Source organism: Anaerococcus sp. Marseille-P9784, from assembly GCF_902500265.1.
Classification (GTDB): domain Bacteria; phylum Bacillota; class Clostridia; order Tissierellales; family Peptoniphilaceae; genus Anaerococcus.
In genome coordinates, this window is record NZ_CABVOZ010000001.1 from 482,562 (window position 1) to 497,874 (window position 15,313).

General features: G+C 36.1%; 14 protein-coding genes. All 14 read right to left on the minus strand.

Features of this window, described 5'->3' with window-relative positions; genetic code table 11:
* Positions 1 to 41: 41 nt before the first annotated feature.
* The 14 genes from GAN53_RS02285 to GAN53_RS02350 all read right to left on the minus strand — a co-directional run bounded on the left by GAN53_RS02285 (position 42) and on the right by GAN53_RS02350 (position 15,245).
* Positions 42 to 845 (minus strand): hypothetical protein, encoded by an 804-nt coding sequence (locus GAN53_RS02285; protein ID WP_151409390.1) that lies wholly within the window; start codon positions 843 to 845, stop codon positions 42 to 44.
* Between the two features lie 151 nt (positions 846 to 996).
* Positions 997 to 1,407 carry a hypothetical protein gene (locus GAN53_RS02290; protein ID WP_151409391.1) on the minus strand — a complete coding sequence of 137 codons (411 nt, stop codon included), beginning with the start codon at positions 1,405 to 1,407 and terminating at the stop codon, positions 997 to 999.
* Positions 1,400 to 2,035 (minus strand): hypothetical protein, encoded by a 636-nt coding sequence (locus tag GAN53_RS02295; protein ID WP_151409392.1) that lies wholly within the window; start codon positions 2,033 to 2,035, stop codon positions 1,400 to 1,402. The genes GAN53_RS02290 and GAN53_RS02295 overlap by 8 nt, the downstream gene beginning before the upstream one ends.
* A 1-nt stretch (position 2,036) precedes the next feature.
* Positions 2,037 to 3,233, minus strand: coding sequence for an OmpA family protein (locus GAN53_RS02300; RefSeq protein WP_151409393.1), 1,197 nt, complete (start codon positions 3,231 to 3,233; stop codon positions 2,037 to 2,039).
* Between the two features lie 230 nt (positions 3,234 to 3,463).
* On the minus strand, positions 3,464 to 4,249 hold the full coding sequence (locus GAN53_RS02305; RefSeq protein WP_151409394.1) for a hypothetical protein: 786 nt from the start codon (positions 4,247 to 4,249) through the stop codon (positions 3,464 to 3,466).
* 11 nt (positions 4,250 to 4,260) lie between these two features.
* Complete coding sequence (locus GAN53_RS02310) at positions 4,261 to 4,788, minus strand: hypothetical protein (protein WP_151409395.1); 528 nt, start codon at positions 4,786 to 4,788, stop codon at positions 4,261 to 4,263.
* A 2-nt stretch (positions 4,789 to 4,790) separates the two neighbouring features.
* Positions 4,791 to 5,009, minus strand: a complete 219-nt coding sequence (locus GAN53_RS02315) for a hypothetical protein (protein ID WP_151409396.1) — start codon at positions 5,007 to 5,009, stop codon at positions 4,791 to 4,793.
* Between the two features lie 302 nt (positions 5,010 to 5,311).
* Positions 5,312 to 6,553 (minus strand): hypothetical protein, encoded by a 1,242-nt coding sequence (locus GAN53_RS02320; RefSeq protein ID WP_151409397.1) that lies wholly within the window; start codon positions 6,551 to 6,553, stop codon positions 5,312 to 5,314.
* Positions 6,554 to 7,876 (minus strand): type IV secretion system DNA-binding domain-containing protein, encoded by a 1,323-nt coding sequence (locus tag GAN53_RS02325; protein ID WP_192574074.1) that lies wholly within the window; start codon positions 7,874 to 7,876, stop codon positions 6,554 to 6,556. It abuts the gene before it with no gap.
* Positions 7,873 to 8,772 carry a hypothetical protein gene (locus tag GAN53_RS02330; protein WP_151409399.1) on the minus strand — a complete coding sequence of 300 codons (900 nt, stop codon included), beginning with the start codon at positions 8,770 to 8,772 and terminating at the stop codon, positions 7,873 to 7,875. Before GAN53_RS02330 ends, GAN53_RS02325 begins: the two co-directional genes overlap by 4 nt.
* Complete coding sequence (locus GAN53_RS02335; protein ID WP_151409400.1) at positions 8,772 to 9,080, minus strand: glucuronate isomerase; 309 nt, start codon at positions 9,078 to 9,080, stop codon at positions 8,772 to 8,774. Before GAN53_RS02335 ends, GAN53_RS02330 begins: the two co-directional genes overlap by 1 nt.
* A gap of 824 nt (positions 9,081 to 9,904) precedes the next feature.
* The gene (locus GAN53_RS02340) at positions 9,905 to 10,432 is read right to left on the minus strand and encodes a hypothetical protein (RefSeq protein WP_151409401.1); all 528 of its coding nucleotides are present in this window, start codon (positions 10,430 to 10,432) and stop codon (positions 9,905 to 9,907) included.
* A gap of 35 nt (positions 10,433 to 10,467) precedes the next feature.
* A complete protein-coding gene (locus GAN53_RS02345; RefSeq protein ID WP_151409402.1) occupies positions 10,468 to 11,214 on the minus strand; it encodes a toll/interleukin-1 receptor domain-containing protein in 747 nt (248 codons plus the stop codon).
* Between the two features lie 146 nt (positions 11,215 to 11,360).
* Positions 11,361 to 15,245 carry a toll/interleukin-1 receptor domain-containing protein gene (locus tag GAN53_RS02350; protein ID WP_151409403.1) on the minus strand — a complete coding sequence of 1,295 codons (3,885 nt, stop codon included), beginning with the start codon at positions 15,243 to 15,245 and terminating at the stop codon, positions 11,361 to 11,363.
* Between the last annotated feature and the right edge of the window lie 68 nt (positions 15,246 to 15,313).

A 15,313-nucleotide genomic window follows, 5' to 3' on the forward strand; every position in this document is an offset into this window, starting at 1 on the left:
ATATTATATGATAAAAGCGAATAAATTGGAATCCTTTTCTTTTAAGTAATCTCCTTATAATCTAGATCCTTGTACTCGCTTTTGATCTGATCTATCTCCTTGTCGAAATATTCCAAAAGCCTAGTAGTAGTATCTGGATCATTGCAAGCTAAGGCTAGCCTATTCTTACAATAGTCTAGGAGGGTCAAATCATATGACATAATATCAGAAAGGGCTTCCTCATATTTATCACCTAATTTTTCCTCTAAACCATCATAGATTTCTGAGTTTATATTAAACTTATCCATGTAATCTTCCATGGTGTTTTCTTGGCTAGACAGATGACCTATCTGATCATCGAAGTAATCATTATCATAATTTACAAAGTATGATAAGATTGAAGTCACGATAGGCATGATGCTTACAAAGTCGCTTCCTGCCTTTTGTAGAGGACTTATCTCTAGGTCACTTCGCTTTATGGCTTCTAGGCCAAGGGCCCCAGTATTGGCAAAATCATTGTAGATATTTGCCTTCCTGAGCTTGATGACGGCGTATAAGGATAGGCCAAAGGCTGCTGAGAGAAGTATGAACTTGAAAGGATTAAATTCTCCCCTTGACTTCATCCCGGCTATGAGACTAGGCGAAAGGTCTAGACCAAGTACAGCCACCGCTGACAAGATTGCAGTGACTATCATATTTTGGGTAAATACACTGTCTATAGGTCCGTAGACTGCGGCGAAGTCTGCTACCATACATGCTGCGACAACAAAACCTGCTGTCCAATTTTTAAATACGGGTGTAGGCATCTTCCTGTTTTTTCTATTAGAATCGAGTTGTTTTGTGAATTTTTCAAATAATTTTAACATATATATCTCTCCTAGGATTTTTATTTTGATTTTTCTTGCAACATTCCACCTATTAGCAACTTATTTTTCCTATCTATATTTACCATAAACTTTGTAAATAAAAGATTTTTGAAAACTAGTTTTATTAACTGCCATAAGATCCTCCATTAGCTTATTTACCAAACCATGACTTAAACCATGCCTTGATCTTGGTAAAGAATGACTCGGTTTTTTTGTTCTGTAAGGTCAGGATTTCTATGGCTATTTGATCTAGCTCTTCCTGGCACCTTTCTATAGCTCTGTCATTCTTTATATTAGTCTTCTTAAGGGTTAAGGCCATGTCAGACTTTTGTTTGTTTAGGTACTTTATATTTTCATCTATAAAGTCCCTGATTTCTCCCAATAAGAAGTCTGCTTCAGAGTCTTTATCAAGAGTATTATCCTGGTTTAAAAACTCATTTATCTTTGGTAAGAGGGCTGCCTTTGCATCTTCCCTACTCGGATAGGAAAAATTTATATCCAAGCTGTAATCATCTAGCAAGTCCTCGTTAAATTGGTTGGTCCTAAGGTCTTTTTTAGCCATCTATTTCCTCCTCTAAATATTTACCAGAATAATTTCTTCTGATATCTTCAAATACCTTTTTGATATTTACTTGGTATTCATCCTCGTAAATTTTTTTCTTATTTGCCAGGTAGGCTCCTTGAAGGTAGGCTGACATATTTTCTTCAAAAAGATACTTTGCTGCCATTATATTTAAGTGAAAGTTTTGGACAATCACATTTGTATGGGAATCTATAGTCAAGATTTCCCTTTTGACATCGTAATATCTTTTGAGTCCTTCCTTGTTATCCAGGATCCTAGCTTGGTTTTTCCTCCTGGCTGTGGTGGGGAGGTTTTTTGTATAAACCCTATCAAAATTCACCCTAAGGTCATCAAGCAGGCTCTTATAACCAAATCTATCCTTGCTTTGACTCATATAATACTCATTGTATTTGAGGTAAAAGTTGGCTAGGTTATTTTCCAGCTTGAAATATTCCCTTTCGATGAAGTTTGAGCTTAATTGACCATCCTTATCTAGGATAATCATATTATTCTTCTCATCAATAAAGCCTTTTTTCATCAAACGCCATTTGGATTTGACTAATCTTTTCTTGATGATTTTCTTATCAGCCTTGTTGGTCTCAACCAGACCTGTATATACCCTTATCATCTTATCTCCTTTTTCCAAGCAAGTCCTTGGCTACTTGGCTATTTAAAGACATGACTATAACAGTCCTATTTTTAACTGCCAAAGCTTCATCCTGGCTTCCATCTTCCTTTAGGTCATTTTGGTAGAATGGATTTTCAAAACCTAGGCCCAAAAGCCCAATCCTGTCCCTTTCTATTCCCATCTTGACCAAGAGGGTTTTTATAGTCTCACATCTTTTGAAGGATAGGTCTTCGCAAGATTTTTGACTACCATATTTGGCTGTGGTACCTGCTAAGAGGATTTTTTCATGAGAATTCTCATTCATAAAATCCACTATGGGTTTTAGCCTGGCTTCCACATCCTTTTTGTCAGTCAAAAGCTCGGCGCTATCTGACTTGAACTCAATCTTTTCCTGGCCAAAGACCATAGGCTCGTCTAAAGAAGCTATGACGCTTTCTTCTAGCTTACAGTCTACTGGGCTTACTGGAGGATAATCAGACCTATCATCCTCAACATCCTCTATGCTTTCCCTGGCTATATGGACACTTTTTGCCCCAGCTTCCTTGAGTATAGCTGTCCAGAGTTCTTCTAGGACATACTTATATTCACTAGAAGGCTCTATCTGAGGGTCAGTAGTTTGGCCCATTCCATACCAGGAAACATCTACTCCCTCTAGATTTGGGATGGCCTTTTTGCTTTGAAGTGCCCTTATGATATCATCTATCCTAAGGCTTGCCACATCAGCTGACCTAAAGTCTAGTAGACCTGTGGTTGATAAGCCACTATCCATTATGACCAGACTTTTGATCCCAGCCTTATCAGCAAGATTATCTGCTGATATATTTATGGCCTTTAGAATATCACACTCAGGTGCCTGAGGTCTTAATTCTTTAATAAAGCCATTAATCTCCTCAAACTGGGTATTGAGAATAGACTGCTTCTTTGATGGAGTAAGCATGGCATCAGGTTTTGGACTGTCAACGCTTTTTACAAGCTTTGGTGACCCATCAATAAGGATTAGGCCCAAATTGCCCTGACTTTTTAAGGCTCCCTTGATTTCCTCTTCTGCTTTCTTTAGGTCAGGAGACTTGGAGTTATTCCTTATGCCCAAAAGAATTTGGACATTTTCCTTTTCTGCTTCTTGACCTCCAACTATTCCGCAAGCAGAAACGAAGATCAATACCATAACAAGTGCTAGATTAACTAATATTTTTTTCATATTTATTCCTCCTAATGAATAAAATATTTTTTCTATTAAGATAAGTATGAAAATCCCTTATCTCTTCTACAATCCAATCATAAGCCATATTTGAGGGAGATTTTTCCCATCTTCCCAAATTCTTTGACTAAGATTTTTATAGCAAAGATAAGTCTGAACTAGCCCTTATCTTTTCTATAATCTAATCATAAGCCATATTTGGGGGAGATTTTTCTCGTATTCCCAAATTTTTAATCAAAATCTAGGCTGGCTACTATATCTAGCAAGGAGGCATCAGATTCCTTGATGTCATTTACCTGGCCGAGATTTAATTGCTTGTTGTAATGATAGTTATATTTTCCTATCAAGCTTGGTTTTTCTATAACATAGGATTCTAAGCCTGTTTTATTGGCAAGCTTAGCCCAATCGATATAGAGCCTGATTTTCTCATCAAGCTTGCTCCTAAGCTGACCTAGGAGGTATTGGTCGTTCTCCATCATGAAATAAACAAACTTATTAGTGTCTGTTATAAGATTTTCATTAGTTTTGTTGGATCTTTTTAGGTAAGATAAATATTCTCCCTTTTTTCTTACGAACCTAGATTCTTTTAGGTAGTCAGGGCAAATATTTATATTATTTTCATAGTCTATCAGGCTATTGTTCAAACTGATATCGCTATAATATCTAGTATTTATCTCTAGACTACGGGCCAAAATCTGATAGTTAAGCTTATATAGGTCGGAAGCCCTACCATTATAAAACTTGTTAATCCTATCTATATATTTAGAATTGACCTTGCCATCCCTGATACAAACAAGTTTAAAAATCTTGTCAAACTTAGCCTTGAGGAAGATGAAAAACTTGTTATAAGTAAAAGGAATTTTCAAAGTGCGTTTTTTCGCCTTTTCTATATAATCTTTTGGCAAGCCAGTTTCTTGGCTTATCTTGTCTTTTTGGGCCTTTCTTTTAGCCTTGCCATCGCCAAATTTTCTGCCCCTCCATTTAAATGATGATTGTAGTGGTAAAGTTATGTTCATAAATTCACTCCTTAGTAAAGAATTTCATAAGTTTTTTCAAAAACTTCTTTGTCAACAAAATTGAAGTCATACTTGCAAGGCCCCTTCATATCCTCAGAATAAATCAAAAGATAGTCATCCTTTCTCCCATAAACTATGCCAGAGCTTACCCTTGCCATATAATATCGGTCAGGATCTCCTAATAGTTTCAACAAGCCCTTATCAAACAGATAAGAAATTATTTCCCCATCCAAGTCATCTGCTCTAAAAGCTTTGCGGATCTTGCTGGCTTCTAAGTATATATTAGCAGAAATTATTTTATGATTTTTTTCAAAATCCCAGGCCTTAACTGGATATATATCCTCCTGCTTATCTATCTTTATAAAGTCACCAATTTCAGCTTTTTGACCCCTACCTTTCCTAGTCTCCTTGCTAAAAACCTCATAGGATTCCTTATTTTTTCTAAGCTTACCTAGATCTATAAAATAATCTTCTAAGGGATTTTCACTTCCAAATTTAAAGGCCATAACTAGGCCTGGTTTCTTTCTAACTTTAATCATTTTTACCTCCTAAAAATTGATTTTATTATTCCCCAAATGCTCGCTAGGATTACGATAAATAGGGTAATATTCATAAAGATTCGCCAAATAAAGCTAATAAGGCCATCAATAAAGGCCCTTATATCTGCCCACCTATAGATGAGACTAGCTAGGATTAGTAAGACTCCCAGGTAGAAAAATACCTTGCTATAGCGTGATAAATAGTATTTAAATTCATTCATCCTTATCCCTCCTTGAGAATATATACATGAAAAATAGGGTATTTAGATTTCCCAAAAATATTTTCCTGATAAGGCCTAGGATAATAAATAAGATTAGGATAAAGAAAATTCCCAGTCTCAAGATTTTCCCCACTATAAATTTACTTATGGCATCGAAATTTTTGACCACAAGGTAGATTAATCCCAGGCTTAGGCAAGGAAAAATATATTTCCAAGGCAAGGGCCTTGATTTTTTTACCTTTTTTTCCTTGACTCCTACCTTGATTTCTTTTTTAACAGGTAGAGTTTTTAGGTCTTGACCTTCATAAAATCCATCTATTTTCATCCTTTTCAATACTCCTCCTAGGGGCCAAGCCATCAAGGCTTGACAAAAATATTACTGGCGTCCTTTCAAACTTGATGGCTGCCTGGCCAGATCCAGCTTCCGCCATTTGCAAGTCATCCGAGCTTATCCTCAGGATCTTTTTTTCCGTCATAGAATAGTTGTTGGAATTTCCCCTTTGGAAAAACATTCCCTTTGATTTGCTCCTTGACTCAAGGGCTGAAAAATGAGTATATTCTCCAAAGATAGATGTAATATTCTCATCAACTTCTGCCGAGGTGTGGGGAAGGATAATCATATTGGAAAAATCTCCAAGCTGACCCTTATCCCCCATAAAGATATTGAGGGCATTTTTGCTTGAAACTATGACCTGGACCCCATCATCAAGCTTGAGTTTTTTTATCAAATCTAAAAGCCTATCCTCTTTTGCAAAGTCCATATCATCTATGACCAGCCTTAGCCTGTCTTCCTTGGATATTTTTTCTATGAGATAGGTCAGATATAATTTTAGGATGTCAGGCCTGTAGGAATTCATATCAAAAACCTTTACCATATCCCTATAGGTCGGATTGGTATAGGAAATATAGGAGTCCTTATCCTTAGTCCTTAGGTTTTTGAAGACTTCTTCTAATAGCTCTGCCAAAAGCCTGATTGGCCTTGCCGCCCTCGAATTTTCCTCCAAGTCATAAACTATATCCCTAGCTAGATCCATATTTTCCGCAAGGCTTGCCAAATCTCTTGGATTTTTTTGGCTAAGGTCTAGAAAATCGTCCAGGCTTGTGGATCCTTTCTCATAAAACAAAAGGCTAACTAAGGCTGATAGGTAGTTCCTATAGTCTATCTCGTCAATTTTTTCTAGGGCGAAGATATCCTTGATTAGGTCTACAAATTCAAACTTATTGAAATCTGTAAAGACACCATAGTTTTTCTTTGAAAAACCACTTATGATAAGGCCATCCCTGCCTATATTTTCCTTTGAGGAAAGATATCCAACTAGGGCCTTGTTTTTGGTTAAAACCAGGCTCTGGCAAGGGTCTATGTAGGAATAATAATAAATAAGCTTAGCTACAATATTATTCCTAATATTTGCATCAGCCCCGCTTATCAAAATATCCGCCTTCATATGGCTTGCCAATTCTTCAAGGTCAAAGTCCCTATAGGAAACATTCCTAAGTTCGTTTAGCCTATCGCATTCTCTTTCTATACTTGCCTTATAAAACATCTAGTCCTCCTTATAAAGCCTAAACTTGTATCTTATTGGATCTGTGCCTGCAACTTTCACAAAGGCCTGGCCCATTTCCAAATTCATTTGGTCCCAATCTTCTACCACATAGCCCTCCCTTTGGGCATTGGCATGTCCATTGCCTGGTGAAAAGCTATAGTCAAGGTAGGCTAGGCCAAAATATTTGCTCACAAAATCCCTACTGACCGCATCCGATAAGTAGAAGGCAACTATGTTCATAAAGTTTGAAATTATGACATTGCCCAAATGGCTCCCGTAGGTGTCATAGATTAGGTCCACGCTCTGGATGCCAGCTATTAGCCTAAGGCCTCTCGACCTACCAAAGGTAAGGCCGTCGCTTAGATAAGATAGCTTTGGCAAAAGGGATATCTCATCAAGGATAAGGTAGACCCTATTTCTGAAATCTTCCCTCCCACTCATGGAAAATTTGAGGAGGAGGTCGACAATGACCTTATAGATTGGGGCCTGGGCCTTGGATGCGCTTATGTCATAGTCAATAAAAACCACATCATAGGCTTGGTTTTTAACCAGTTTTCTTATAGAAAATTGATTTTCCCAATCCTGGCAGTCTTCATAACCGCCAAAAACTCCTACCAAGAGGTCTGCCGCCATCTCCTTTATAAAGGAAAGGACTCCCTGACTTTGGCCATCGGCAGAATTGATATATTCTATGGCTCCTTTAAAATCTGGATTTTCCTTGCTGGCCAAAATCCCTAGTAGGTCTTCTTTTGAAGCTGTTTTTAGGAAATTTGCCAGAAAATAATTATTTAGCATAGAAGTGTTGCCCATATTCTTCGCCTGACGGAGAAAATATAAAATTACCTTTGAGGTGATATCACTTGCTGCATTGTGGAAAAATGGCTGGTGGTCAGATTCCTTGTCAGCAAAGAGCATCTTGGCTATTTCCCTGGCAAATATTTCGTTTTTCTTGTCATAGTAGACTGTGTTTTGGTCAAAATCCATGATTTCCCCAAAGATATTCCAGCAGGCTGACTTTGGGTATTGGTTAGAAATTACAAGTTTCTTGCAAGGCCTATGACCAAATTCCCTGTAGAAATCTCCCTTAGAATCAAAGATAAAAAGAGAGTCTTGGGCAGATTTTTTCCTCAAAAGCTCATCGATTAGGATGTTGATGGCATTGGTCTTGCCTGTGCCAGGAGAGCCCAAAAACATCAGGTGTTTGGAAATCTGATCAAAGGTCAAACCAAACTCACCAGCTCCCAAGGATAGGTCCAAGTCAAAGACTTGGTTTTTCTCAAAATTGTCCTTAATTTCCTTGCCACAAATTATAGTTTTTCTCATAATGATAACCCCCATTTTATATCTTTATTTACTTCGATATTATCTTCTAACTTGTTTTCATTCCTATTTGAAAGCTCTAGAGTCTTCAAACTAGAATCTAGGACGTCCCTTTCTAGGGGCGAGTCGGGAATTTTGTTTACATTCCCAGCCCTTATGAATTCCAGGCTTTCCTTAATCACCTGGCTTGGATTTTCCACCCCATAGATAAGGCTAGCCCTATTTCTAATGACTTCTTGGCCGTTAATAGATCTGATTTTTTTGTAGGATTCTATTGATTCCCTATTTGCTGGGCTTTGTAGGTCTATCCTATCCTCAAATTCCTCAATCAGCCTACCAGTTTCCATCTCTGATTTGACATAGGCGTCATTTTCACAAGGCTGGAGCCTATAGACTAAGGGATTTGCCTCAGCTAAAATGTAAAGGCTTGAAATCCTATAAGGATAATCCTTAGCCATGGCTATCCCATCATTGACACTCATGTCCTCTAGAAACTGGCCATCTGTGTCGATTTTGTTTCTCATAACAAAATCTTGGTAAGCGTGTTGGTGCTCGTGGCAAATAGTTTCAAAAGCCTCGAAATTTGAATGTTTGATTTCGTTATTTTCCATCTGACCGGTGATGGTAAGGGTACTCCTAAAGTCATTTTCTACTTCCTTGATATTCATATGGATTTCTCCATTAAGGTAAGAGCCTCCGACTCCCTCATCCATCTCATCCAGGTGGAGGCTAGGATAAAAATCCATGCCCATCTTTTCCGTCCTGATATTGGCATATTCCTGAAGAAGGTCCTTCCTCTGGTCAAGATTAAGACCTATCCAATTCTCCCTTGCAAAAAGCCCCTTAAGCCTATCTATGTCCCAACCCTGGTAGATGGTTTTTGGTCTATTAAGATTCATTAGAGCCTCCTTAATTCAAGGTGGCCATAATGGTGGGAGGGGTCATTGGCATAGGTCGATAGGATATTAATAGCAAGGAGAAAATTCTCCCCTCCCCATTTTTTATACAAATCCAAGATAGAAACCCCATAGACCTCGACATCTGTAAGGGGCCTTCTATTTGACCATTGGTCAACATTTTCAAAAAGCTCTTCAGGCATATCTTTCATAAGCTCATTTTTAAGCTTATCCGCATAGGCTTCTGAATAAGAAAAATCCTCCACCAATCTCTTTGTGAAACTTTTTTCTAAGGCTAATTTATTATCCATCTTTACTCCTTTAAAATTATTTTAGACCATGGAAATTAATAATTTTTCCCATAAGCCTAGTTTATTTGCTCAAATATTTTCAACCTATCCTAATTATAAAGAATAAAATTTACTAATTTTTCCTAAAATCCTAGATTATTTTCTCTGATCTTTCTAAACTAAAGCTACTAATAAAAATGAATTTTAATAATTAAAAAAATCCCAGGGAATTTGATTTTCTCCACCTTTCTAACCCATATTTTTGAAGAAAATTTACATATATTTAAATCCCCCAGGATTCCCGCCTCCTTTCCTTCCCTAACTTTCTAATAAGATTATAAAGGACAAAAATCAACAATTTTTCCCATATTCCTAGGCACAAAAAAACTGCCACAAATAAGTAAGTATCAAGGTTAATACCTACTTATTTGTGGCAGTGTGTTGGGGTTTTATTTTTTTCAATCATAATTAGGAACATGGTCAGAGTTACTATAAGAGAAATATTAATCTATCCTTTATCTTTTTTCTTGTGAGCAATTCTTTCATAATATTTATCAAATCATTAAAATTCTGTACAAATAAGATATTAAAATTTAAATAGTGAGTTGCCTAGTCCAAATATTTCTTCTGATTTTTTCTTATAAAATTCAGCCTTACTGTGCTTTCCTATATACTCATAATAATCTGATAAGTTAAAATATACTGTAGTCAGATTTTAAGAACATCTCCATCAGGTGACTTACTATATAAATCTTCTAAAATTATCTTGGCTTCTAATAGATATTCTTCGGTCTTTCTCTCCTTGGAATTACTATATAGTGCACCTAAATTTCCATAAATGAATGCTAAATCTTTTTATAATCTAACTCATTGCTATCTTTAGCTAACAGCTTTCGATACTTAAGAGCCTTTTCCAAAAACGTCTCAACTTGACCAAATTTATTTTTCTTAAAGTATAATTCTGATAATAAACCACTAGAATTTACTATGATTTCTTTTTTGCTTGGGTAGTTTTCTTGTTTGAAGCTTTCTTCTAGGTAGGTTTTTATGTCTTTTTTGTTTTCTTCTATGTCTAAGTTTATTTCATGGATGTCATTTAGATAGGATTTTATGTCGGTTTCTGGTCTGGTGAGTATTAGGATTTTTATACATCTTGGGAGCCTATTTAGGTGGGTTTTTATTATGTCTAATAGTTTGTTTCTTTCTACTTTGCCTGCTTCGTCTAGGGCGTCTATTAGGATTATTTTGTTTTCCATGTCGCCGTCTATGCATATGGATAGGGGGCTTGCTATTAGGATTTCGAATTCTTCTGCTTCTGTGTAGTCTTCTCTTATGTGGATTTGTCCATCGTCTACTGGTTCTTCTAGGCCCATTTGGTTTATTTTTTTCTTGGTTATGGCTATGGATTCTAGCTGGTGGAGAAGTTTTCTTTGTTGTATTCGCAGAAGAAGCTTGCTGCTATATGGTAGTCGGTGTGGCATTTTTCTGCGGCGTAGTGGGATTTGCCTGTGGCTGGCTTACCATAGACTACTGCTATTTTTTTGCCGTTTTTTTCTTTTATCCATTCATTTACTTTTTGGTCTAGGTTGTCTCTTGGGGTGTATTTTTTTATGAGATAGGAGTCGGCTTTGGTGGATCCTATTTCTGGGATTCTTAGGGCGTGTCTTATGGTGTTGATTTGGCCTGAGAATTCTTTGTTGTCTTTGGATTCTATTGCTTTTATGATTGGTTGGATTTCTTTTTCTAACCATTGATCTAGGTCTTTTTCGTTTTCTTTATATTTTCCCCAGTCGCTTAGGTCTACCCATTGGCGTCTGGTTAGGCTTGATGGTATTTTGTCTAGGTCTTCTTTTTTTTCTAGGTAGATTGTGTAGATTCTGTTGCTTTTTATGGCGAGGGCTATGCCCATTTCTTCTGAGCAGACTCCGCCTTTTCTTAGGAAGTGTTCTGAAAGTCCTGCTATGACTGTTTGGCTTTCTCTTATGCCTTTGATTATGTTTTCTCTCCAGTCGTCTGTTCCTTTTATCTTTGTTTGGTCGAACCATACTTCATAGCCTTTGCTTTCTAGGTAAGCTACTATTTTTTTGAAGATTTCTGATTCGGTGCGGCCGTAGGAGATGAAGATTTTTATTTTTTCTTTGGTGGTGGTGGTCATTTTTTCTCCTTTTTATTTCTTATATTCTATTCTGATAAATTTTAACTTCTTTAAGCCTAACTTTGTGCTATTGTAAGGAAATTATCTGCCATGTTTATAATAAGTCTTCTAGGTTTTTTAAATGATAAATAAACCAAAACTAATTATCATTCAAGGGTTTTCTTTAATTCGTTTGATTTTTTATAATATTCTTCTGCCTCATCATGTCTTTGCAATTTATCATATAAGTCTCCTAGGTTGCTATAAACTTTTTCTAAATATTCAATATCACTTCTGGTACCGTCATTTTCTTTTAGATTTTCTAATAATCTTATCGCTTTTTTATAATAGATTTCTGACTCTTCATATCTTTGCATTGAGTTATATAAAGATCCTATGTTATTATAGGATTTTGATAATTCAAATTTATCATTTGGAGAATTGCGTAACTCTTTGATATTTTCTCTAAGAACTAATCCTTTTTTATGATAGACTTCTGATTCATCATACTCTTTCATTACTTTATATAAGAATCCTAAATTGCTATATGACCTTGCTAAATATGATATATTGCTTATAGAGTTGCTAGATTCTTTAAGGGCCTCTCTTAAACTTATAGCTTTTTTATAATAGATTTCTGATTCATCATATCTCTGTATTGATTCATATAAGAATCCTAAGTTGTTATAGGACCTTGCTAGGTCAGATACATAAGTTACTGAATTGTGAATTTTTTTAAGTTCTTCTCTTAGGTCGATTGCTTTTTTATGATAGATTTCAGACTCCCTGTATTTTTTCATTGAATTATATAGGCATCCTAGGTTGCTATAGGAGATTGCTAGGTCGGATATATCGTTTATAGAATTACGAGATTTTTTGATGTCTTCTCTTAGGTCGATTGCTTTTTTATTATAGATTTCAGACTCTATATACCTTCGCATTGAATTATATAAGTATCCTAGGTTGCTATAGGAGATTGCTAGGTTTGATATATCTGTAAGAGAGTTGCGTGATTCTTTGATATTTTCTCTAAGGTCTATCGCTTTTTTATAATATATTTCTGACTCTTCATATCTTTGCATTGATTCATATAAGTCTCCTAGGTTGTTATAGGACATTGCTAGGTCGGATATATCATTTAGAGAGTTGCGAGATTTTTTGATATTTTCTCTAAGATCTAGTGCTTTTTTATGATAGATTTCGGACTTTTTATAATTTTGCATTGATTCATATAAGCCTCCTAGGTTGTTATAGGACATTGCTAAGCGGGATATATCTGTCTGAGAATTACGAGATTCTTTGAGTTCTTCATATAATTCTATAGATTTTTTATAATAGATTTCTGATTCTTCATACCTTTGCATTGAATAATATAAATATCCTAAGTTGTTATAGGCCCCTGCTAGGTCGGATATATCTGTTAGTGAATTACGTGATTCTTTGAGATCTTCATATAGTTCTATCGCTTTTTTATGATAGATTTCTGCTTCTTCATACCTTTGCATTGATATACATAAGGAGCCTAGGTTGTTATAGGATATCGCTAGGTCGGACATATCCTTTAGAGAGTTGCGGGATTCTTTGAGTTTTTCTCTAAGATCTGTCGCTTTTTTATAATAGATTTCTGCTTCTTCATATTTTTGTATTGAATAATATAAATATCCTAAGTTGTTATAAGACCCTGCTAGGTCGGATATATCTGTTAGTGAATTACGTGATTCTTTGAGATCTTCATATAGTTCTATCGCTTTTTTATGATAGATTTCTGCTTCTTCATACCTTTGCATTGATTTATATAAGACTCCTAGGTTGCCATAGAACATTGCTAGCAATGATATATCATTTAGAGAGTTACGAGATTTCATTAAATTTTCTTCAATATTTATCGCTTTTTTATGATAGATTTCTGCTTCTTCATAATTTTGCATTGATTGATATAGAATCCCCAGATTATTAATAGACACTATAAGTAAATCATATACTGTATCATCTCTCATTGATGAAGGTTTATCTAATTTTTCTATAACCTCTTTAAGAAGTTCTATAGACTTTTCTTCTTTTCCAATTTCCTCTAAAATCTTACCGTATCCAATCACACATAGTGAATAATAAAATATATTCTCCTCATCATTCTTATATAGATCTATCATATCCTCATAGAGTTTTGTTGCGGATTCAATTCTATAATTTTCTCTCTCTTTATTTGCAAAATCCAACAATTTGTCCTTGGCTTCTTTGTTTTTTAGGAAATCCTTTAAGGCCTTGTTACCTCTTCGGTTTTTTAGGGCGTCTATTAGGTTTAGTTTTTCGTATCTTGTGAGACTGTCTATTTCTTTATCTAGGGTGTAGAGTTCTTCTATGCCTTTGTAGATGTAGGAGAGGCCATCTTCTTTGTAGACTTTGTAGTCTGATGCTTGGTCTGATTGGAGCCAGTCTGCCATGTATTTGTGGGCTATTTCTATTGTTTGATTGCCTTCTAAGTCGTCTTTTTTGCTTAGGTAGTTTTCTAGTTTTTTTATGAAGTCGTTTTTTTGGCTATGGTCCCATCCTAGGAGGTTGTTTAGTTCTTCTTTTGGTAGGGGCCTTGGGCTTGCTAGGATCATAGATATGGCTTTTCTGTCTTTTTCTTTGTAGGTCTCGTCTATTTTTTCTATTGGGTAGATTCGGCTGAACCAGTTTAGGAAGTAGCTTGATAGGCCTGTTGGGAGTTTGTCTAGGCTTTCTTTGTCCATGGTTTTTTCTAGGATTTCTTTGGCTACTAGTTCTGCGTAGAGGAAGGTGCCTTGACTTTTTTCTATTATTGTTTCTATGATTTCTTTTTTGTTTGGGTAGTTTTCTTTTTCGAATGTTTTTTCTAGGTAGGTTTTTATGTCTTTTTTGTTTTCTTCTATGTCTAAGTTTATTTCATGGATGTCATCTAGATAGGATTTTATGTCGGTTTCTGGTCTGGTGAGTATTAGGATTTTTATCCATCTTGGGAGCCTATTTAGGTGGTTTTTTATTATGTCTAATAGTTTGTTTCTTTCTACTTTGCCTGCTTCGTCTAGGGCGTCTATTAGGATTATTTTGTTTTCCATGTCGCCGTCTATGCATATGGATAGGGGGCTTGCTATTAGGATTTCGAATTCTTCTGCTTCTGTGTAGTCTTCTCTTATGTGGATTTGTCCATCGTCTACTGGTTCTTCTAGGCCCATTTGGTTTATTTTTTTCTTGGTTATGGCTATGGATTCTAGTTGGTGGAGTAGGGCTGTCCTGTAGTCTGGGATTTGGCAGGCTAGTTGGAAGGCTAGGTCTCTTATTAGGCTTTTGCTGGTGGAGAAGTTTTCTTTGTTGTATTCACAGAAGAAGCTTGCTGCTATATGGTAGTCGGTGTGGCATTTTTCTGCGGCGTAGTGGGATTTGCCTGTGGCTGGCTTACCATAGACTACTGTTATTTTTTTGCCGTTTTTTTCTTTTATCCATTCATTTACTTTTTGGTCTAGGTTGTCTCTTGGGGTGTATTTTTTTATGAGATAGGAGTCGGCTTTGGTGGATCCTATTTCTGGGATTCTTAGGGCGTGTCTTATGGTGTTGATTTGGCCTGAGAATTCTTTGTTGTCTTTGGATTCTATTGCTTTTATGATTGGTTGGATTTCTTTTTCTAACCATTTGTCTAGGTCTTTTTCGTTTTCTTTGTATTTTTCCCAGTCGCTTAGGTCTACCCATTGGCGTCTGGTTAGGCTTGATGGGATTTTGTCTAGGTCTTCTTTTTTTTCTAGGTAGATTGTGTAGATTCTGTTGCTTTTTATGGCGAGGGCTATGCCCATTTCTTCTGAGCAGACTCCGCCTTTTCTTAGGAAGTGTTCTGAAAGTCCTGCTATGACTGTTTGGCTTTCTCTTATGCCTTTGATTATGTTTTCTCTCCAGTCGTCTGTTCCTTTTATCTTTGTTTGGTCGAACCATACTTCATAGCCTTTGCTTTCTAGGTAAGCTACTATTTTTTTGAAGATTTCTGATTCGGTGCGGCCGTAGGAGATGAAGATTTTTATTTTTCCTTTGGTGGTTGTTGTCATTGTTTGCTCCTTTTTTTGTTAGCTTGATATTTTTGCTTTTATGCTGTGATAAGGAAATTATCTGCCAT